Annotated in this window: 8 protein-coding genes; 5 read left to right on the top strand and 3 right to left on the bottom strand. The window is 46.2% G+C overall.

What is annotated here, in order from left to right:
- Positions 1–60: 60 nt before the first annotated feature.
- The 4 genes from H6G52_RS07655 to H6G52_RS07640 all read left to right on the top strand — a co-directional run bounded on the left by H6G52_RS07655 (position 61) and on the right by H6G52_RS07640 (position 18,723).
- Positions 61–552, top strand: a complete 492-nt coding sequence (locus H6G52_RS07655) for a hypothetical protein (protein ID WP_190355182.1) — start codon at positions 61–63, stop codon at positions 550–552.
- A gap of 358 nt (positions 553–910) precedes the next feature.
- Positions 911–7,135, top strand: a complete 6,225-nt coding sequence (locus H6G52_RS07650) for an AAA family ATPase (RefSeq protein ID WP_190527503.1) — start codon at positions 911–913, stop codon at positions 7,133–7,135.
- A gap of 138 nt (positions 7,136–7,273) precedes the next feature.
- On the top strand, positions 7,274–13,132 hold the full coding sequence (locus tag H6G52_RS07645; protein ID WP_190527501.1) for an ATP-binding sensor histidine kinase: 5,859 nt from the start codon (positions 7,274–7,276) through the stop codon (positions 13,130–13,132).
- 143 nt (positions 13,133–13,275) lie between these two features.
- The gene (locus H6G52_RS07640) at positions 13,276–18,723 is read left to right on the top strand and encodes an ATP-binding sensor histidine kinase (protein ID WP_190527499.1); all 5,448 of its coding nucleotides are present in this window, start codon (positions 13,276–13,278) and stop codon (positions 18,721–18,723) included.
- A gap of 79 nt (positions 18,724–18,802) precedes the next feature.
- On the opposite strand, the gene H6G52_RS07635 is transcribed toward H6G52_RS07640, so the two are convergent.
- The 3 genes from H6G52_RS07635 to plsY all read right to left on the bottom strand — a co-directional run bounded on the left by H6G52_RS07635 (position 18,803) and on the right by plsY (position 22,237).
- On the bottom strand, positions 18,803–19,756 hold the full coding sequence (locus tag H6G52_RS07635; RefSeq protein WP_099533555.1) for a phytoene synthase: 954 nt from the start codon (positions 19,754–19,756) through the stop codon (positions 18,803–18,805).
- A 49-nt stretch (positions 19,757–19,805) separates the two neighbouring features.
- Positions 19,806–21,218 carry a 15-cis-phytoene desaturase gene (gene pds / locus H6G52_RS07630; RefSeq protein ID WP_190356128.1) on the bottom strand — a complete coding sequence of 471 codons (1,413 nt, stop codon included), beginning with the start codon at positions 21,216–21,218 and terminating at the stop codon, positions 19,806–19,808.
- Positions 21,219–21,562: 344 nt separating this feature from the next.
- Positions 21,563–22,237 (bottom strand): glycerol-3-phosphate 1-O-acyltransferase PlsY, encoded by a 675-nt coding sequence (plsY, locus tag H6G52_RS07625; protein ID WP_190356129.1) that lies wholly within the window; start codon positions 22,235–22,237, stop codon positions 21,563–21,565.
- Between the two features lie 889 nt (positions 22,238–23,126).
- Here plsY and H6G52_RS07620 point away from each other — a divergent pair.
- Complete coding sequence (locus tag H6G52_RS07620; RefSeq protein ID WP_190527497.1) at positions 23,127–23,393, top strand: hypothetical protein; 267 nt, start codon at positions 23,127–23,129, stop codon at positions 23,391–23,393.
- Positions 23,394–23,548 lie beyond the last annotated feature (155 nt).

Below are 23,548 nucleotides of genomic sequence, written 5' to 3'. Positions count from 1 at the left end.
ATCCACCCAGGCGCAATACGTAGCAGTCATGCGACTGTTCCCAAAGAGGAGCGTTAAGCCATGGGCCCCAAAGTTCCAGGCGGTCTCGCCAACGCCAATGAGCGATCTGTTGCCATTTTGGCCAGAACTCTGTTGCACCAGCAGGGAGAATTTGCCCTGATTCTGGCGCACTGCAACGATCCAACGGTTCAGCGTTGTGCCACTAATCGCTTACGCGAGATGCTGTCCTTGGAGGTCGGGTGCTTGCAGTTGCCCACCTCCGCCCGATCGCTCTTGTCACCAATCCAGAATCTCTGTCGCCAACACCCACCTCAAGCTCTGGTGGTTACCGGGCTGGAAACCCTAGAAGAACTGGATGATCTGTTGGTGGCCACCAATCGGGCCTTCAACGCCTTCACTCATCAGTTTCGGTTTCCCATCATTTTGTGGGTCAACGATCGGGTAGTGCGCCACCTAGCCCGCTACGCGCCAGATCTCAAAAACCGCACGCCCACCAGCATTCGCTTCTTTGAGCAGCAGCCTCAGCCTCTCGCCTCAGTGTTGAGCAATTAGCGCTTCCCTGCTCCAACAAGTTGGATTTTTTTTCGGAATTTTCCTGTAATTTCCTAGATTTTCCCGATTTTACGCAAAATTTGTAGAGCTATACTGCTGGGTGATCTCCTTGGTACCCCATGACATTGGATCAGTGTCTTGTCAGTGCTGAGTGCTGGGAAAGTTTCTGCGCAGCACTTTTCTGCTATTCCCGAGATTTTCCTGATTTTACGCAAAATTTATAGAGCCGCATTGCTGAGTGATCGTTGAGTGATCTCTTAAGTGCCCTAAGACACTAAATCAATATCCTGGCAGTGCCGAGTGCTTGAGGATTTGTCGTGCGTCTTGAATGGATTGAGCCGATCTCCTGGTATCACTTATGACCACTGCCACTCGAGTATCCGAACAGTCAATACCCAATATTCCGGGCTACACAATCACCGAGCAGCTCTACAGAGGATCGCGAACGGCCGTCTATCGAGCTGTCCAGGATGGTGATCAGCGATCGGTGGTGCTGAAAATTTTGCTGTCGGACTATCCTACCTTTGGCGAACTGGTGCAATTTCGGAATCAATACGCGATCGCCAAAAACCTCGATTTACCTGGCATTATTCATCCTCTGACTCTTCAGCCCTTCGGTAATGGCTATGTGCTCGTGATGGAAGATTGGGGAGGGGTATCCCTTAATCAATACCTACAGCAGCACGAGCTTAATTGGGTTGAAGTGCTCAAGATTGCCCTGCAACTGACCACCATTCTGCACGATTTGCATCAGCAGCGCGTTATTCATAAAGATATTAAACCCGCCAATATTCTGATTGATTCCGCATCGAAAGAAGTAAAGTTAATTGACTTTAGTATTGCTTCTTTGCTGCCCAAGGAAACTCAAGAAATTCAGAATCCCAACATTCTAGAGGGAACTTTAGCCTACCTGGCTCCCGAACAAACTGGGCGCATGAATCGTGGCATTGACTATCGAGCGGATTACTACGCCTTGGGCGTGACGCTCTATCAACTATTGACAGGTCAATTGCCTTTTGAGTCTGGCGATCCCTTGGAGTTGTTGCATTGCCATATCGCTAAAGCAACACAGCCCGTGGATCAGGTAAACCCGTCAGTGCCTGAGATGGTGGGGGCGATCGTGGCCAAGCTGATGGCTAAAAATGCTGAGGATCGATATCAAAGTGCTTTGGGTCTTCAGCATGATTTGCAGCAATGTTTAAACCAATGGGAAGCAACAGGAACGATTACAGCATTTGAATTGGGACAACGGGATTTGAGCGATCGCTTCTTAATCCCTGAAAAGCTCTATGGTCGTGAGAGTGAAGTACAGATTCTACTCAAGTCTTTTGAGCGAGTTTCCCAAGGCGCATCAGAGCTGATGCTAGTGGCGGGATTTTCGGGGATTGGTAAAACGGCTGTTGTGAATGAAGTCCATAAGCCAATCACGCAGCAAAAAGGCTATTTCATTAAAGGAAAGTTTGATCAATTTAATCGCAATATTCCTCTATCAGCATTCGTGCAAGCTTTGCGGGATCTGATGGGGCAACTGCTCTCAGAGTCTGACAGTCAACTAGCCGAATGGAAAGCCCAAATCCTCAAAGCTGTTGGTGAAAACGGCCAGGTCTTGATTGAGGTGATTCCGGAGCTAGAGCAGGTCATTGGTCAGCAACCCGCAGCTCCAGAACTTTCAGGAACCGCAGCCCAGAATCGATTTAACTTGTTATTTCAAAAGTTTATTCAAGTTTTCACGACTGCCAATCACCCTCTCGTGATCTTCCTGGATGACTTGCAGTGGTCTGATTCTGCTTCGCTGCAATTGTTGAAAGTGCTCATGGAAAGCAGTGGCTATCTGCTGATGTTGGGTGCTTACCGAGATAACGAAGTTTCACCAGTTCATCCCCTGATGCTGACGATCGGGGAATTGGAAAAAGCGAACTTAACCGTTAATACAATCACTTTGTTGCCACTGAGCCTAGAGCATACCAATTGCTTGGTGGCGGATACATTGAGATGCAGCCAAGAGCTATCACAGCCACTGACTCAACTGGTCGATCGTAAAACCCAAGGGAATCCTTTCTTTACGACCCAATTTCTGAAAGCGCTTCACGAAGATGGGTACATCGTCTTTGACCGTGATCAAGGCTATTGGCAATGTGATATTGCCCAGGTCAATGCACTGGCGCTGACGGATGATGTGGTGGAGTTTATGGCGTTGCAGTTGCAGAAACTGCCGACAGCGACGCAAGAGGTCTTGAAGTTAGCAGCTTGTATTGGCGCACAGTTTGATTTGCAGACCCTGGCGATCGTGGCAGAGCAATCCCAAACAGAAGCAGCCACTTGCCTGTGGAGAGCTTTGCAGGAAGGACTAATCATCCCGATTACTCAGGTTTACAAATTTTTTCAGTCTGAGGAAGTTGAGCAGATTGAAGCTCAAAATCATGCCAATCCAGCCTATCGATTCCTGCACGATCGAGTTCAACAAGCTGCTTATTCCTTAATTTTTGATGAGCAGAAAAAATTGACGCACTTAAAAATTGGGCAATTGCTTTTAAGTGCAATGGGCGAAGCAGAAAGAGAAGAGAAAATCTTTGAGATTATCAATCAATTAAATCAAAGTTCTGACTTAATTGACCAAAAAAGTGAGCGAGAAGAGTTGGCAAATCTAAATTTAATCGCTGCACAAAAAGCTAAATCTGCAACTGCTTATATCGCAGCTATCGAATACGCTACTCAAGGTATAAAACTAATTGGTCAAGGTGCATGGAAACAATGCTATAGCTTAACCCTAGCTCTCCATGATTTAGCAGCAGAAGTAGCCTGCCTGAGTGGTGAATTCACACAGATGGAAGAAGTGGTTAATAAAGTACTGAAAAATAGCTGTCAATTACTAGACAAAGTAAAAGTTTATGAGGTGACAATCTTAGCTTATGTAGCCCAAAATAGACAGCTAAAAGCTATTCAAGTTGCCCTTTCTGTCTTGGAATTATTCAAGATTTCATTTCCCGAACATCCCACAGCAACGGATGTTTCTCAAAGCTTACGAGAGACCCAAGATTTATTCCAAGGAAAAGAATTAGCAGAATTGCTAACACTCTCAGAGATGACCGATCTCGAAGCCCTTGCAGGGATGAGAATTTTAGCAACTGTCACTGCCGCAGTCTATCAGACTATTCCTGATTTACTACCCTTGATTGTCTGTGAGCAAGTGAGGTTATCAGTAAAATATGGTAACGCTGATGTATCTGCACAAGCGTATGCTTGGTATGGAGTCATTCTGTGCACTATTGGAGAAATAGATTTGGGCAATCAGATTGGGGAACTAGCAATGGGATTGCTATCACGTTTTCACAATCAAGAGTTTAAAGCTAGCACCATTAACATGGTTTATCCTTTTGTGAAGCCATGGAAACATCATATTCAAGATTCGCTTCTTCCTTTAATTGAAGGGTATCGCAGCGGTTTAGAGATAGGTACTTTAGAATATGCCGCTTACTGTAGCTATAACTACTGCCAACTATCATTTTTTCTAGGAAAAAATTTGTCTATCCTAGAATCAGAAATGAACTTTTATCATCAGGTATTAGCTCAGCTCAAACAAGAAGTAGCTCATAACTATCTCAGAATTTTTTATCAATCTGTCTTAAATTTATTCGTTGATAGCAAATGCCCCTGGAAAATTCAAGGTGCTATCTATGACGAGCAGATTATGCTGCCCCTACATCAGGAAGCTAAAGATCTTTATGCACTGGGAACAGTGTATGTCAACAAATTAAGTCTTTGCTACTTGTTCAATGAGTGGGAACAAGCAATCGAAGCGGCAGATAATGCTAGGCAACATTTAAGTAGCATATCCGGCTCTTGCAAAGTGCCATTTTTTCACTTTTATGATTCACTAAATCGTCTTGCTATATTATCTACAGTGACGGATCTAGTATATAAAAACGTTCCTCAGGAAGTTATTGACAACCAAAATAAGCTCAAACTATGGGCAACCCATGCACCCGCAAACTATTTACACAAATTCTGTTTGGTTGAAGCAGAACGATATCGAGTATGGGGGCGGCTGTATGAAGCAATGGATTACTATGACCGCGCGATCACCGGAGCCAAAGCCAACGGCTACATCCAAGAAGAAGCCCTTGCCAATGAACTTGCAGCTAAGTTTTACCTGAACTGGGGCAAAGAAAAAGTGGCTGCGGGGTATATGCAAGAAGCCTACTATGGCTATGCTCGTTGGGGAGCTAAAGCCAAAGTGAATGACCTAGAAGAACGTTATCCTCAATTATTGCAACCTATTTTGCAGGCGGCCAACCAACGCTTAACTATTTTAGAAACTCTTTCAAGCGTTACTGATCCTGTCTATTCAATTCATTCCACGCCTCACACGCATTCTGCTAGCAATATCAACCAAACTCTAGATTTGGCTACGTTGCTACAAATTTCTCAGACTTTCGCCAGCACGATCGCCCTCGATGAGCTTCTCAGAAATTTGACCCAAGCCATGCTGGAAAACTCCGGAGCAGATGGATGTGCCTTAATGCTCTGCGAGGACGATCAATGGCAAGTTCGGGTAATGGCTAATGCAGAACAAATAGTGCTGCAATCTGTGCTGTTAGAAGATAACTCTACGGTTCCTGCCAAACTGATTTATTACGTCAAGAACACTTCAATGACAGTGGTGGTTGATGATCTCAAGACTGAGCTTCCTGTAATTGACAATTACCTCGCTCAATATCAACCTAAGAGCGTATTGTGCTTGCCGATTTTCAGTCAAGGAAATTTAAACGCTATTTTGTATTTGGAAAATCGATCAACTAGCGGTGTATTCACGAGCGATCGCATTGCAGTGCTCAATTTTCTTTGCACCCAAGCGGCAGTTTCTCTGGAAAATGCCCGACTCTATCAACAATCTCAAGAATATAGTCAACAGCTAGAGCAATCTTTCCATGAGTTGGACAATACCCAATCCCGTTTTCATAACCTAGTGGATAATGTTCCGGGAGTGGTGTATCAGTTTCTCATGAAAACTGATGGTTCAGTGTCAATGCCATATATCAGTAATGCTTGTTACGACCTGTATGAAGTTACGGCTGAACAGGCGATCGCTGATGTGCAAATTCTCTTAGACATGGTGCATCCAGAAGATGCTGAATCACATCGTCAATCGATTGCTGATTCAGTGCAAACCTTAACTCCTTGGCACTGGGAAGGGCGAATTATCACACCATCTGGAAAAGTTAAATGGATTCATGGAGAAGCACGAATCGAAAAACTTGTGGATGGTGCTTTGGTGTGGGATGGCCTCTTGTTAGATATCAGCCATCGAAAGGAAGCTGAAGCTGCATTGATTGAGAGCGAGGCTTATCACCGCACACTTTTTGATCAAGCATCGATTGGGTTAGCGCTGTGCAGAATGAATGGGCAACTGCTCTATTGCAATCCTGCCTATGCTCAGATCGTAGGACGAACAACTGATGAGCTTCCTACACTAACTTACTTTGAAATTACACCAGCATCTTATGCCGATCAGGAGCAACTACAGATGCAACGCCTCCAAGCAACTGGACGCTATGGCCCCTATGAAAAGGAATATATCCACAAGGATGGGCATCTTGTTCCGGTTCGGCTATCTGGGATTCTTGTGGAGCGATATGGTGAGCAGTTCATTTGGTCAAGTGTCGAAGATATCAGTGATCGCAAAGCTGCGGAAGCCACAATTCAGCAAAAGTCTCAGGATTTAGAAACTACATTACAAGAGCTACAAAGTGCTCAGTTACAGATGGTGCAGAGCGAGAAGATGGCATCGCTAGGAAACCTAGTGGCGGGTGTTGCTCACGAGATTAATAACCCGATCGGCTTCCTGAATGGCAGCATCAATAACGGCAAAGAGCATGTGCAGGACTTGCTTGAACATTTAGCCCTATATCAGCAGCATTATCCTAGTCCCACTCCTCCGATTCAAGATCACGCTGAAGATATTGATTTGGAATATGTTTGCGAAGATTTGCCCCAACTCCTGAATTCAATGCAAGGGGCAACCGATCGCATCAAATCGATTAGTACAAGTTTGCGGACTTTCTCCCGTGCCGATACGGAATATAAAGTCAGCGCTAATCTGCATGAAGGGATTGATAGCACGCTGCTGATTCTGAAATATCGGCTCAAGGCAAATGCTAATCGACCGGCGATCGAGGTAATTACCAACTATGGTGAAATACCACCGATCGATTGCTTCCCGGGCCAGCTCAACCAGGTGTTTATGAATATTCTGGCTAATGCGATCGATATGTTTGATGAGCTGGCCCAGGGTCGATCGTTCAAGGAATTAGAAGCGCATCCTCAACAGATCACCATCAGCACAACTCTGGTAAACAACCAAGTGCAGATTGCCATTCGGGACAATGGGAAGGGGATGGATGCAGAAGTGCAGTCAAGAATCTTTGACCATTTATTCACCACAAAATCCGTAGGTAAAGGCACAGGATTGGGTCTCGCGATCGCCCAACAAATCGTAGTGGATAAACATAGCGGCAGTTTGACCGTTGAGTCGGAGCCAGGACAAGGCACTGAATTTTTGATTCGACTGCCAATCAAGTCATAAGTTCTATTACGCAATACTAAGCTGTTATATCGAGATAAATTACGTCCGTAAGTCATGTCATATTAGGCACTTCAAGGTTGTCGTATTACCAAAAGGGAGCCTTATACTGAAAAGTAGGTTTTCCTCTTAACCACATCCATGTCCCCCCTCACCAGCTCTTCATCCCGGCCATTGCCTGCAATTGCTGGCTATACGATCACAGAGCAACTTTATTGGGGATCGCGAACGGCTGTCTATCGAGCTGTCCAGGATGGTGATCAGCGATCGGTGGTGTTGAAAGTCTTGCTGTCGGACTATCCTACCTTTGGCGAACTGGTGCAATTTCGGAATCAATACGCGATCGCCAAAAACCTCAATTTTCCTGGCATCATTCACCCCCTGACTCTTCAGCCCTTCGGTAATGGCTACGTACTCGTGATGGAAGATTGGGGAGGATTATCTCTCAATCAATACCTACAGCAGCACAAGCTTAATTGGGTCGAAGTGCTCAAGATTGCATTACAACTGACCACCATTCTGCACGATCTGCATCAGCAGCGCGTTATTCATAAAGATATTAAACCTGCCAACATTCTGATTGATCCCGAATCAAAAGAAATTAAATTAATTGATTTTAGTATTGCTTCTTTATTACCTAAAGAAACTCAAGAAATTCAAAATCCAAATATTCTAGAGGGAACTTTAGCCTACCTGGCTCCCGAACAAACCGGGCGCATGAATCGTGGCATTGACTATCGAGCTGATTACTATGCCTTGGGTGCGACGCTATACCAGCTATTAACGGGTCAATTACCCTTCATTGCCAACGATCCCTTAGAAATTCTGCATTGTCATATTGCCAAAACAGCACAGCCAGTGGATCAGGTAAATCCATCAGTGCCTAGGATCGTAGGGTCGATCGTGGTCAAGCTGATGGCTAAAAATGCTGAGGATCGATATCAAAGTGCCTTGGGTCTTCAGCATGATTTGCAGCAATGCTTAAGCCAATGGGAAACAACAGGAACGATTGCATTATTTGAACTGGGACAACGGGATCTGAGCGATCACTTCTTAATCCCTGAAAAGCTCTACGGTAGAGAAGCCGAAGTTAAAACTTTACTCAAGTCTTTTGAGCGAGTTTCCCAAGGTGCATCAGAACTGATGCTAGTGGCGGGATTTTCGGGGATTGGTAAAACGGCTGTGGTGAATGAAGTCCATAAGCCAATCACTCAGCAAAAGGGTTACTTCATCAAAGGGAAGTTCGACCAATTCAATCGCAACATTCCCCTATCAGCATTCGTACAAGCTTTGCGGGATCTGATGGGGCAACTGCTCTCAGAGTCTGACAGTCAACTAGCCGAATGGAAAGCTCAAATCCTCAAAGCTGTTGGTGAAAATGGCCAGGTCTTAATTGAGGTAATTCCAGAGCTAGAGCAGGTCATTGGTCAGCAGCCCATAGCTCCGGAACTGTCAGGAAGCGCAGCCCAGAATCGATTTAACTTACTGTTTCAGAGATTTATTCAAGTTTTCACGACTGCCAATCATCCCTTAGTGATCTTCCTGGATGACTTGCAGTGGTCTGATTCCGCTTCGCTGCAATTGCTGAAAGTGCTCATGGAAAGCAGTGGCTATCTGCTGATGTTGGGTGCTTACCGAGATAACGAAGTTTCACCAGTTCATCCCCTGATGCTGACGATCGGGGAATTGGAAAAAGCGAACTTAACCGTTAATACAATCACTTTGTTGCCACTGAGCCTAGAGCATACCAATTGCTTGGTGGCGGATACGTTGAAATGCAGCCGAAAATTGTCGAAGCCGCTAACACAACTGGTTGATCGTAAAACCCAAGGGAATCCCTTCTTTACGACCCAATTTCTGAAGGCACTCCATGAAGATGGGTACATCGTTTTTGACCGTGATCAAGGCTATTGGCAATGTGATATTGCCCAGGTCAATGCACTGGCGCTGACGGATGATGTGGTGGAATTTATGGCGTTGCAGTTACAGAAACTGCCGACAGCGACGCAAGAGGTTTTGAAATTAGCGGCTTGTATTGGCGCACAGTTTGATTTGCAGACCCTGGCGATCGTGGCAGAGCGATCCCAAACGGAAACAGCTACCGTCTTGTGGAGAGCTTTACAGGAAGGGCTGGTTATCCCGATCACTCAGGTTTACAAGTTTTTTCAGTCTGAGGAAGTTGAGCAGATTGAAGCTCAAAATCATGCCAATCCAGCCTATCGATTCCTGCACGATCGAGTGCAGCAAGCGGCTTATTCTTTGATTCCGCAGGTACGAAAGCAAGCCACTCATCTTAAAGTTGGACAGCTCCTGCTGAATAGTACGCCACAAGAAGAATTAGAAGTCGCAGTTTTTGATATTGTCAATCATTTGAACATAGGAATTGACACTGATCCATATTCTGTATCGGTGATTCAGTTAGCAGAATTAGCACTTTTAGCGGGTATGAAAGCCAAGATTTCGGTCGCTTATCAAGCGTCCATTGAATACTTTAATATTGGACTTCAGCGATTATCTCAAGAAATCTGGGACTCCCACTATCATCTCATGCTAAATCTCTATCGGGAAAAAGCAGAATGTAGCTACCTTGTTGGTGAATTTAGTACTTCAGAAACTTTACTAAACTACATTTTAGAGTGGATTACAGATCCTTTAGATACAGCTCAAATTTATAGCATTCTTATGACGCAGCGAATGACCTTGGGAACAAATATGCTATCTAGCGTTGAAGCAGGGATTAAAGGTTTAGCTGTTTTAGAAATGGTATTGCCAACTGATGAAAATGAGTTGAAATCTTTAGTAGAGGTAGAGCGGCAACAAGTTCAAACTAATATTTCTCAAGTGTCAGTTCAAGCTCTGCTAAATTTACCTGAAATGACCGAACCAGTTCAGCAGAGTTGCATGAAGCTTCTAGCAATTTTGTATTCAGCTTCTTATTTGGCAGGTAATCAACTGCTGAATTTGCTAACAACTCTGCGTATGGTGAACCTATCCCTTAGGTATGGACGAGCAGAAAGCTCCAGCTTTGCTTATTGCTGTTACGGCATGATGTTGGCATTTGAAGGAAATTATCCAAGCGCTTATGAATTTGGCAAGGTCGCTTTAGATATTGACCGCGTGTTTAAAAATACTCAATTTATGGCCAAAAACAATAACCATTTTGCTCATATTATCAACCCTTTTTCGCGGCCTTTAGCAGAGAATATACCACTCTATAAGCAATCGGCTGAGCTGTGTGCAGAATCGGGCGATTTAGTTTTTGGGGCATGGGCAATTATTTTCTTGATTTGGTCTCATCTTTTGAAAGGAACTCCTTTGCTTTCTGTACAAGAGGAAATTCAAAAATATTTCGGCTATGTTGAAAAAACAAATGATCAAAATATGCTGTGTGTTTTTCAACTTCAAAAACAGTTTGTACGAGAACTAATAGACGATATAACTGAGGACAAGACCCTAACAGCACCTGGCTACTTTGAGCATCCATTTTTTCAGTTGTGGCAACAAAGTCACTTTAACGTTGCTATTAGTTGGTATGGGTTTTTGGTTTTACAGCGGGCTTACTTTAAAGGTGATTATGCTCAAGTTTTAGCAATATCAGAAACTTTGCAAGATACATTGCCTGCAAATATGGGATTTTTTCCCATCATCGTCTACCATACTTATTATCCCTTGAGTTTGGCAGCCATTTATGCTGATGTGAACGAAGAAACTCAGTTAGCTTACTATCAACAAATTCAAGAACATCAGAAATTATTAGAAAAATGGGCTGAGGCTTGTCCTAATAATTTTTTGCACAAATACTATTTAGTTACAGCAGAGCTTGTTCGTTTGAGTGGAGATCGCAGTTCAGCAGTTGATCTATATGATCGCGCCATCCTACTGGCTCAAAAAAACGAGTTCATTCAAGAAGAGGCTCTCGCCAATGAACTTACTGCTAAGTTTTACCTTGATTGGGGAAAGGAGAAGATTGCTGAAAGTTATATGCAAGAAGCTTACTATCGCTATGCTCACTGGGGAGCCAAGGCTAAAGTAAATGACTTAGAGGAACGCTACCCCCAGTTATTGCAGCCCATTTTGCAAGCTGCAAATCAACGCTTGACTGTTTTAGAAACACTATCGAGTCTTAGTGCTCCTACTTACTCAATTCATTCTACGCCTCACACCTATTCTACCAACAATATCAATCAGACTCTAGATTTAGCTGCATTGCTACAAATTTCCCAGACTTTCGCCAGCATGATCGCTCTGGATGAACTGCTCAAAAAGCTGACCCAAGCCATGCTTGAAAACTCTGGAGCAGATGGATGTGCCTTAATGCTCTGCGAGGACGATCGATGGCAAGTTCGGGTGATGGCAAATGCGAAACAAGTAGCACTGCAAGCTGTGCCGCTAGAAGATAACTCTACGGTTCCTACCAAACTGATTCATTACGTAAAAAATACTTCAATGACAGTGGTGGTTGATGATCTCAAGACTGAGCTTCCCGTAATTGGCGATTACCTCGTTCAACATCAACCTAAGAGTGTATTGTGCTTGCCAATTTTCAGTCAAGGAAATCTAAATGCTATCTTGTACTTGGAAAATCGATCAACCAGTGGTGCATTCACGAGCGATCGTATTACAGTGCTCAACTTCCTTTGTACTCAAGCGGCAATTTCTCTGGAAAATGCTCGACTTTATCAACAGTCTCAGGAATATAGCCAACAGTTAGAGCGATCGCTGGATGAGCTGAAAATTTCTCAATCTCGCTTCTATAATCTCGTAGATAATGTTCCTGGGGTGGTATATCAATATTTGATAGCTCCTGATGGTTCGATGTCAATGCCCTACATTAGCAATGATTGTTATGACCTTTATGAAGTTACTGCTTCTGAAGCGATTGCTAATGTGCAGATCCTCATGGACATGGTGCATCCAGAAGATGCTGAATCTAATCGTCAGTCAGTGGCAGATTCAGCTCAAAACTTAACTCCCTGGCAGTGGGAGGGGCGAATTGTGACTCCTTCCGGAAAAGTTAAATGGATCCGTGGCGAAGGGCGAGTAGAAAAACTGCTTGATGGAACTTTAATGTGGGATGGATTATTGCTAGACATCAGCGATCGAATCTTGGCTGAAAATACAATCAGGCAAAAATCTAAAGACTTAGAAAATACCTTGCAAGAGCTACAAAGTGCTCAGTTACAGATGGTGCAGAGCGAAAAGATGGCTTCTTTGGGGAACCTAGTAGCGGGGGTTGCTCACGAGATTAATAACCCGATCGGCTTTCTGAATGGCAGCATCAATAATGGCAAAGAGCATGTGCAGGACTTGCTTGAACATCTAGCCCTGTATCAGCAGCATTATCCTAGTCCCACTTCTCCGATTCAAGATCACGCTGAAGATATTGATTTGGAATATGTTTGCGAAGATTTGCCCCAACTCCTGAATTCAATGCAAGGGGCAACCGATCGCATCAAATCGATTAGTACCAGTTTGCGGACTTTCTCCCGTGCGGATACGGAATATAAAGTCAGCGCTAATCTGCATGAAGGGATTGATAGCACGCTGCTGATTCTGAAATATCGGCTCAAGGCAAATACTAATCGACCGGCGATCGAGGTAATTACCAACTATGGTGAAATACCACCGATCGATTGCTTCCCGGGCCAGCTCAACCAGGTATTTATGAATATCCTGGCTAATGCGATCGATATGTTTGATGAGCTGGCCCAGGGTCGATCGTTCAAGGAATTAGAAGCGCATCCTCAACAGATCACCATCAGCACAACTCTGGTAAACAACCAAGTGCAGATTGCCATTCGGGATAATGGCAAGGGGATGGATGTAGAAGTGCAGTCAAGAATCTTTGACCATCTGTTCACCACAAAATCTGTAGGTAAAGGCACAGGGTTGGGTCTCGCGATCGCCCAACAAATCGTAGTCGATAAACACAGCGGCAGTTTGACCGTTGAGTCTGAGCCAGGACAAGGCGCTGAATTTTTGATTCGACTGCCAATCTAGTCATAGATTCTGCTGCGAAATCCTAGACTGTTATATAAAACCAAATTACGTCCGTATGCTGTGTCATATCTAGCACATCAAAGTTGCTGTATCACCAGAAGAGATCTAATACTGAAAAGTGGATTTTACTTTTAACCATATTCATGTCACCTCTCACTGGCTCTTCATCCCGGCCATTGCCTGTAATTGCTGGCTATACGATCATTGAGCAACTCTATTCGGGATCAAGAACGGCCGTCTATCGAGGGATACAGGATGGTGATCAGCGATCGGTAGTGTTAAAAATCCTGCTGTCGGACTATCCCACCTTTGGCGAACTGGTGCAATTTCGGAATCAATATGCAATCGCCAAAAATCTCAGTTTACCTGGCATTATTCATCCCCTGACTCTTCAGTCCTTGGGGAATGGCTATGTGCTCGTGATGGAAGATTGGGGAGGGTTATCTCTCAATCAATATCTACAGCAGCACAAGCTTAATTGGGTTGAAGTGCTCAAGATTGCATTACAACTGACCACCATTCTGCACGATCTGCATCAGCAACGCGTTATTCATAAAGATATTAAACCTGCCAATATTTTGATTAATCCCGAATCAAAAGAAATTAAATTAATTGATTTTAGTATTGCTTCTTTATTACCTAAAGAAACTCAAGAAATTCAGAATCCAAATATTTTAGAGGGAACTTTAGCCTACCTGGCTCCCGAACAAACCGGGCGTATGAATCGTGGTATTGACTACCGAACTGATTACTACTCCCTAGGAGTCACTCTCTATCAATTATTGACCATAGCCAATACGCTGCCCTTCATTTCCAATGATCCCTTGGAGTTGTTGCATTGCCATATCGCCAAAACAGCACAGCCCGTGGATCAGGTAAATCCGTCAGTGCCCAAGATCGTAGGGTTGATCGTGGCCAAGCTGATGGCTAAAAATGCTGAGGATCGATATCAAAGTGCCTTGGGCTTGCAACATGATTTGCAGCAATGCTTAAGCCAATGGGAAGCAACAGGCAAAATTACTGAGTTTGAGTTGGGACAACGGGATCTGAGCGATCGATTCTTAATCCCTGAAAAGCTCTATGGTCGTGAGAGTGAAGTACAGATTTTGCTCAAGTCTTTTGAGCGAGTTTCCCAAGGTGCATCAGAACTGATGCTAGTGGCGGGATTTTCGGGGATTGGTAAGACTGCTGTGGTGAATGAAGTCCATAAGCCAATCACTCAGCAAAAAGGTTATTTCATTAAAGGGAAGTTTGACCAATTCAATCGTAACATTCCCTTATCTGCATTTGTGCAGGCTTTACGCGACTTGATGGGTCAATTGCTTTCAGAGTCCGATGCTCAACTCGCCCAGTGGAAGAATCGAATTCTAGAAGCAGTGGGTGACAATGGCGAAGTTTTAATTGAAGTCATTCCGGAGTTAGAGCAAGTTATTGGTCATCAACCAGCAGTCCCAGAACTGTCAGGAACCGCAGCCCAGAATCGATTTAATTTGCTATTCCAGAAATTCATTCAAGTTTTCACAACTGCCAATCATCCCTTGGTGATCTTTCTGGATGACTTGCAGTGGTCGGACTCTGCTTCGTTGCAACTGCTGAAAGTGCTCATGGAAAGCAGTGGTTATCTACTGGTGTTGGGTGCTTATCGAGATAACGAAGTTTCACCGGTTCATCCCCTGATGTTGACGATCGGGGAACTGAAAAAAGCGAGCTTGACCGTTAATACAATCACCTTGTTGCCGCTGAGCCTAGAGCATACCAATTGCTTGGTGGCGGATACGTTGAAATGCAGCCAAGAGCTATCAAAGCCGCTGACTCAACTGGTTGATCGTAAAACCCAAGGGAATCCCTTCTTTACGACCCAATTTCTGAAGGCACTCCATGAAGATGGGTACATCGTTTTTGACCGTGACCAAGGCTATTGGCAGTGTGATATTGCCCAGGTCAATGCCCTGACGCTGACGGATGATGTGGTGGAGTTTATGGCGTTGCAGTTGCAGAAACTGCCAGCAGCGACGCAAGAGGTCTTGAAGTTAGCAGCTTGCATTGGCGCACAGTTTGATTTGCAGACCCTGGCGATCGTGGCAGAGCAATCCCAAACGGAAGCAGCCACCATCTTGTGGAGAGCCTTGCAGGAAGGGCTGATCATACCAATTACTCAGGTTTACAAGTTTTTTCAATCTGAGGAACTTGAGCAATGTGAGTCTCAAAATCATGTCAATCCGACTTATCGATTCCTGCACGATCGGGTACAGCAAGCGGCCTATTCTCTGATTGCAGCAGAGCAAAAACAAGCAACTCATCTCAAAATTGGACAATTACTTTTATCCAAAAGATCACCGGACGAGATAGAAGAAAGAATCTTTGAGTTAGTTGGTCAGCTCAATCATGGACAGGCATTAATCGGGGAACAAAGCAAACGGGATGAACTCGCTCGTCTCAATCTGATTGCAGCCCATAAAGCAAGGATAACGACTGCCTATCAAGGAGGACGTGAGTACGTTCACATGGGCTTATCTTTGCTGGGAGAAGCAGCCTGGGAAAGGCAGTATGAGATTACCCTTGTTTTCTACGAATTGGCCGCAGAGTTAGCATCCTTGTGCGGATATTACGAGGCGATGGAAGCTGCTATTGATACAGTAATTGAGAAAGCGCACTCTGTAATAGAAAGAGTTAACGTCTACCGAATTCGTATTGTTTCTCTAATTTCTCAAAATAAATTACTTGAATCAATTGATGTAGCTCGAAACGTTTTAGGGTTGCTTGATCTATTTCTCCCCGAAACGATGACGGAGGATGATTTTTTGTCGATCACTGCTGAAGTTAATCAGCTTATAGGTGATCGCGACATTGAAGATTTAGTTGATTTACCCAAAATGACTGATCGCCGAATTATGGCGATTGTTGAGATTATTACTCGTCTCTTTTCATCGGCCTATATCTCAGGTTCTTCGTTATATATTGGGTTGGTAACAATAGCCGTAAAATTATCTATTGAATATGGTAATACACCTGCTTCCATCGCTGCCTATTCTTGCTACAGCATTATTGCTGCCAATTTTCTTAAGGATGTAAATGCTGGAGTGAAGTTCATTCAATTAGCTATTCAACTCACCTCAACGCCTGAGGCAAAGGTGATTAAGCCAGAAGCGTTTCATGTGGCTGTGCTATTTACATCGCATCGAAAATTTCATGTTCGAGACACCCTACCTCTAGCTCAAGAAGGGTACACAACAGGATTAGATGTTGGAAATATAGAATATGGGGGATATAACGTCCATGCTTTCTGTGCTAATTCTTTCTGGTGCGGCTCCCCTCTAGATATCTTGGAGCTAGAAATTCAAGCCTATCACCAGGCACTAGTCCAAATGAATCAGTTGACTCCGGCAAATTGGTGTCGTGTCTACTGGCAAGGTACTTTGAACCTGCGAGGAAACTCAGAGTCTGCCCACATTTTTTCAGGAGAAGTCATTGAAGAGGCAGAGTTTCTTCCTCAACTCATCTCAGTCAATGATCTACTGTGCTTATACGCATTTTATGTGTTTAAGCTGATGTTATGTTGCCTATTTGACGAGCTGGAAATGGCTCGGATGTGCGCTGTTGAGGTAAGACGCTATTTTAACGGCGGGGTAGGAACAGTAGGAGAAGCCGAATTTTATTTATACGATTCTTTGGCAGCATTGGCGGCACTGGAACGGGGATTAGGCGAGCGATCACAACTCTTACAACAGGTGGAAGAAAATCAAACAAAGTTACAACAACAATGGGCAAGCTATGCTCCCATGAATTATCAACATAAATTCGATTTGGTTGCTGCTGAACACCATCGAGTTTTAGGGAATTTCTATGAAGCAGGGGACTGGTACGATCGCGCGATTTCTGGCGCTAAAGAAAGCGGCTATATCCAGGAAGAGGCCCTCGCGAACGAGCTGGCTGCAAAATTCTATCTGAAATGGGGAAAAGAAACGGTCGCTGCAGGGTACATGCAGAATGCTTACTATGCCTATGCTCATTGGGGAGCCAAGGCCAAAGTTGTTGATTTAGAAAAGCACTATCCTCAATTGCTGCGACCTATTCTACAAGCTGCCAAGCAACCCATATCTGTTGCAGAAACCCTGACAACATTGTCTGCGGTACATCACTCTTCTACGACGCTAGATCGTTCGACTCATTCTACCTCTAAAAATAGCTCTTCTAGCAATATCAATAGAATCCTGGATCTGTCTGCTCTGCTGCAAGTTTCGCAGATCATAGCCAGCACGATCGCCCTAGATAAGCTTCTAGAAACTCTGACTCAGATCATGCTTGAAAACTCTGGGGCAGACCGATGTGCCTTGATGCTTGGTGAGGATGATCAATGGCAAGTGCGGGTAACGGCAAACCTAGAGGAAGTTGTGCTGCAAGCTGCCCCCCTGGAGGATGCTTCCAGCATTCCCAGCAACTTAATTCAGTATGTCAAAAACACGGCAACAACGGTGGTAATTGATGATCTCAAGACTGATTTGCCAGTAATTGGTGATTATCTGAATCAGCGTCAACCCAAGAGTATTTTGTGTTTGCCGATGCTCAACCAGAGTAACTTACGAGCTATTTTGTACCTAGAAAATTGTTCCACTAGCGGCGTATTTACAAGTGATCGCATTGCAGTGCTCAACTTTCTTTGCATCCAGGCTGCTATTTCTTTAGAAAATGCCAGCCTTTACCAAAAAGCTCAACTTTATGCTCAACAAGCTCAGCGCTATGCTCAGCAATTAGAACAATCCCAATTGCAAATGGTGCAGAGCGAAAAGATGGCATCGCTAGGAAACCTAGTGGCAGGTGTAGCACACGAAATCAATAACCCGATCGGCTTTCTGAATGGCAGCATCGATAATGGCAAAGAGCATGTGCAGGACTTGCTTGAACATCTAGCCCTGTATCAGCAGCATTATCCTAGTCCCACTTTCCCGATTCAAGATCACGCTGAAAATATTGATTTGGAATATGTTTGCGAAGATTTGCCCCAACTCCTGAATTCAATGCAAGGGGCAACCGATCGCATCAAAAGCATTAGCACCAGCCTGCGCACCTTCTCCCGTGCCGATACGGAGTATAAAGTCAGCGCTAATCTGCATGAAGGGATTGATAGCACGCTGCTGATTCTGAAATATCGGCTCAAAGCAAATGCTAATCGACCGGCGATCGAGGTGGTTACCAACTATGGTGAAATACCACCGATCGATTGCTTCCCGGGCCAGCTCAACCAGGTATTTATGAACATCCTGGCTAATGCGATCGATGTGTTTGATGAGCTGGCCCAGGGTCGATCGTTCAAGGAATTAGAGGCACATCCTCAACAGATCACCATCAGCACGACTCTGATTGATGATCAGGTACAAATTACGATTCGGGATAATGGCAAGGGGATGAATGCCGAGGTGCAGTCAAGAATCTTTGACCATCTGTTCACCACAAAATCCGTGGGCAAAGGGACAGGATTGGGTCTCGCGATCGCCCAACAAATCGTAGTGGATAAACATAGCGGCAGTCTGACCGTTGAATCGGAGCCAGGACAAGGCGCTGCATTCCGAATTCAATTGCCGATCGAGGGCTGAGCAGTTTGAATTGAGCCAGCCGCTGACGAGCACCGATCGACTGGCCCAACGATTTTGTGCGGCGGGTTAATAGCTTGACCTAGAGAACCTGCGATCGCATCAGGGCCACGGGCAGACAGCGCACTTTCCCCGTGGTGGGGACGTAAGCGCGTTTGTTGAACACGTCGTAACCGTTGCGCTCGATCGAGTGCAAAATTCGGCTGTAGAGCATCAAGGCAGCCCAAACGGGCCAGCGAGCATCGGGGTGAAGCAGGCGAATGCCCTTGGCGGCACTGTCGAAAATGGTGCGGGCCCGCTGAATTTGGAACTGCATCAGGGCACGCCAGCGATCGTCAACCACACCATTCATCAAGTCCTGCTCGGTGTAGCGGAATCGCTCCAAATCTTCTAAGGGTAGATAAATTCGGCCCCGGTGGCGGTCTTCGCCCACGTCTCGCAGGATGTTGGTGAGCTGGTTGGCAATGCCGAGGGCGATCGCTCGTTCCGTGGGGTCATCCGGGTTGCGATCGGGGCTGGTTTGCATTTGCAAAAACCCATCCCAAGGGGCGCGGGCCGGCTCGCTAGCCACCCCCAAAACCGGCGTGGTCATCAGGCCCACCGTGCCCGCCACGCGATAGCAATATAGCTCTAGCTCTTCGTAGGTCTCGTAGCGACTGCGATAGAGATCCATGCGCTGCCCGGCGATCATGTCGCGGAAGGGCTGAATATCTAGGTTGTAGCGCCCGATCGTGTCAACCAGGGCCACATCAGAATCATCCAGCGCATGGCCACCAAAAAGCTGTTCTAGTCGCCGTTCCCAATCGTCCAGGGTTTCCGGCGTGGTCAGTTTGGCCATGGGCCCATCGACCAGCTCGTCAGTGCGCCGACACCAAACATAAATTGCCCAGATGGCCCGCCGCTTAGCCAACGGCATCAGCGCACTGCCCCAATAGAACGTTTTGGAGTACTTGGCTGTGACCTGGCGACACAACTCATAGGATTCTTCCAGGGTCGCCAGGGTGTTAGTGCGTGGCGGGTCAGGCAAGTGCAGCATGAAGACCGGCGGGGCTGGGAAAGGTCGATGGGTCAGTCAAAGGAGTGGCTTAGGCGGAAGCGGCCAGGGCCAAATCGCGATCGCGCTCAAGGCGCGCAGCATTGCGGACAATCGCTTGCGCTGTCAGCTTACCAGAAAGCACAGCCCCTTCCATGCTGCCTAGAAACTCTTGCATGGTGTAGCTACCGGACAGGAAAAAATTCCCGATCGAGGTTTCCTGTTGGGGGCGCAGGGCCTGGCATCCCGGCCGAGCCGTGTAGACCGATCGGGGCGTTTTCTTCACCTTGGCTTTGCGAACTTTTGCCTGGTGGGGAATGTGATCGGGGAACAGCTTGGCCAGCTCATCCATGGTGGCAGCAATGATGTCTTCATCGGAACGGCCGATCCAATCCTTGGCCGGAGCCAACACCAATTCCAGCATCGATCGATCCGGGTCTTCGTATTCCCGAGTGGTGCGGCTCATATCCGCATAAACACTGAGGATATCCGATCGGGAGAACAACAACTGGTCGATCGTCGGCAACTTGCAATCAAACCAAATTTGCACATTGATCACCGGCACACCTTCGAGGCCTTGCAGCTTCTCGAACTCCGGCACGGCTTTCCAAGCGTCCGGCATCATGATCTTTAAGGCATCCACCGACATGGCGGACACAAAAGCATCGGCCACAATTTCCTCATCGGGCGCGCCGTTTTGACCGCGCACAATGAAAGACTTCACCGATCGATCGCCATTCAAGACAATTTCCTTCAGCGGCGCTTGGGTGCGCACTTCTCCGCCCCGAGCCGTCACGTAGTCCACGATCGGCTGGCACAACCGCTCCGGCGGGGCCCCATCCAAAAAGGCCACCTTGGACCCATATCGCTCTTGCAAAAATCGATTCAGCGCCGTCAGGGGAACCGTCGCCGACACATCCTCAGGATTAATAAACGTCAGGGCCTTGGAGGCGGCGATGAAAATGTCGGTGTTCACCTGCTCATCCACCCCCTGGAGCCGCAGCCATTCCAAGAGGCTGTATTTATCCATGGATTCCACGTACTGCTGACCCCGTACGATCGCTGGCAACAGCCCGATCGCGAATCGAATTTTTTGCTCCCAGGTCAGCATGTCGTTATTCCGCAGAATCGACATGATCACATTAAACGGGGCGGGAATGTCCGGCACATCAAACCAAGACAGGGTTCCCGGCTTCTCCGGTTGGTTAAACACCAGGGCGTGGCGCTTCCATTGCAGGCGATCGAGAATGTCCAGCTCGCCCATCAGTTGCTTCATGTTGTGATAAGCGCCGAAAAAGGCGTGCAGCCCCGTTTCCAGCCAATCACCATCCTCATCCTTCCAAGCGGCCACCAAACCACCCAACACGGCCTCGCGTTCCAACACGATCGGCTGGTGTCCCGCATCGACCAAATATTTGGCACAGGCCAGGCCCGCTAGGCCGCCACCGGCGATTGCAACTCGCATGGATTTCAACAGTCCTACTCGCTAGGGGTAAACAACGGAAGCCACAGGGCTGATGGGGGTGGAAACCGCCCGATCGCGCTTGAAATGCGATGGGTGTTGGATTCCCTTGAATAATTCTTAAGAATTAATTTTTCAGAGCTATTATACGTTGCAATTCGTTACATTTGGGGGCTAATCAAAAGATGGTCATCCCCAGGCCACTTCCCGATCGAGCCAGGCCAGAGGCCCAAGTCCCCAATCCATCAAGGTTAAGCGGCGCTGGGATGCGAGCTTTTGAGACCTAACCAGCTCTTGACCGACCTGCTTTCGACCCGGCACGCCACCACAGAAGTAGGGCCAAAATCCTAAGAACCGCTGGCGCTGTCGGACACAGGCTCGGGAATTTGCACCTTTTGGCCAAATTTGGGTTCTGTTCCCTTCAACAGGCGGCTGATGTTGGTCTTGTGTCGCGCAATCACAAACACCGTAATCGCCAAGCCAAATAAGCAGTAGGGCAAGGGATTTTGCAAAGACAGCATCAACACGCTGACCATGATTGCCCCGACGATCGACCCGAGGGACACATATCGCCAAATGGCCAGCACCACACAGAAGGCCGCGAACCCACCCAAGCCCACTTGCCAAGACAGGGCCAGCAACGTGCCCAGGCTGGTGGCGACGGATTTGCCGCCCTGGAAATTCAGCCACAGGGATTTGCTGTGGCCAATCACGGCGGTGAGGCCGGCGACCACTTCTAACCAGGGCTTGATTGCCAGCCAGGTGGGATCGACGATGAGGTCGCCAGTCCAGAAGGTGCGCACCAGTCCAATGGCGATCGCCCCTTTCAGAATGTCAAAGATAAAGACGGTGATCCCAGCTGGTTTGCCCACGGTGCGCATCACGTTGGTGGCCCCGGTGGAGCCGGAGCCATATTGGCGGATGTCGATGCCTTTGAGCCAGCGCCCGGCTAGATATCCAGCGGGGATGGAGCCGAGCAGGTAGGCCAAAACGAGTAATCCTAGTGCGATCGCAACAGCCATAGTTTCCAGTCCGCCAACGCCAAGCTGAATTCAACGCCACTTTATCAGCCAATGCAGCCCATGCAGTCGCCTTGATCGTGTTGCTTTGTCACAGGGCAATGGTGACCGTTTACTGCGCTCTCTCAGTCCGGCTGCACCATTTATCACACCAACGCCCAGCAGACAGGTCAAAAAAATTGCCAACCCTGACTTAAACCCCCGATCGCCCTGATCCTCGTCTTTGGCTGGGCAGCAGCAGCCCAAAGCCACCACAAATCATCCTCAAAATTCAGACGATCGAACGCCAGCCAACCTAAAAATGGCGAATCACTTTCGATCGTCAACGGGAGTCGATCGCGGATCGCTTCCAGCAACAGGCAAAGTTAGTCTTTATTAAAGGCCTCTCAGTCCAAAATTCTGACCCCAAGCATCATTTTTTCTTCAGAAACGTCAATGTAAAATAAAATACAATTATCAAAAATGACTTGAAACAAAGAAAAAATATTCAATCTTGAGATTTCTGAGAATTTTATGAATTTCAACAATTGAACTATTCGCATTTAAGCATTAAATAAAATCAAATCAAATTGAAATTCACAAGAAATTATTCTTGATTTTCGGCTCGGATTGAATAATGAAAATTACAACAAAAAGAAAAATTAATTTGATTGACAATTGAAATTAATTGAAATTTTCTGTAAAAAATTGTATTGCAAATGTTTAAAAATGAAATGATTTATTTTTAAGAGAATTGTTGCCAATTTTTAATTGCGTGTTTATACGGAATTGTTTAGAAAAATGAAAAAATTAACATTAACTTCTCTCAAATTCCAATTAGCTTGAGGCACAATTCGTAGAGTCCAATTGGAAAGTCTGATCAACCCTCCAATTAAGCTGGAGATTGTGCAACATGTCAGTAGATTGGAAAGTGAACAGTGCAGACACCGCTGCTCAGGCAATGGGTGGTGAGGTTCTTGATCTCAGCAACGAATTTCGCGACGACTACCATGTCTTGGTCTACCGCTGTCCCGATGGGCGGGTGATTGTATTTGAAGATTGGTGGTTTCGCGTTAGTGAGTTTGCGAATGAGGAAACTTTCCAAAGGGCCCTTGCGGGGGGAAATGAAGATTACCCGTTTGATTTGGAATTAGCCAATAAGCAGATTCGTTTGGAGTAGATCAAGGCGATCGAGATAAGCCATGGGCTAATTCAAGGGTGATGGCTAAATTTCCCAAGAATGCAGGTTAGCCACTCAATCAAGATTCCAATTGAGAACCCATCGATAGACTCCTTAGCCCCATTAGCTCGATCGACTCGATCGACCGAATCAGT

Source organism: Limnothrix sp. FACHB-881 (assembly GCF_014698135.1).
In the GTDB taxonomy this organism is placed as follows: domain Bacteria; phylum Cyanobacteriota; class Cyanobacteriia; order CACIAM-69d; family CACIAM-69d; genus CACIAM-69d.
The sequence above is the reverse complement of the archived record's forward strand: the minus strand, read 5'-3'. Positions and strand labels throughout refer to the sequence as shown.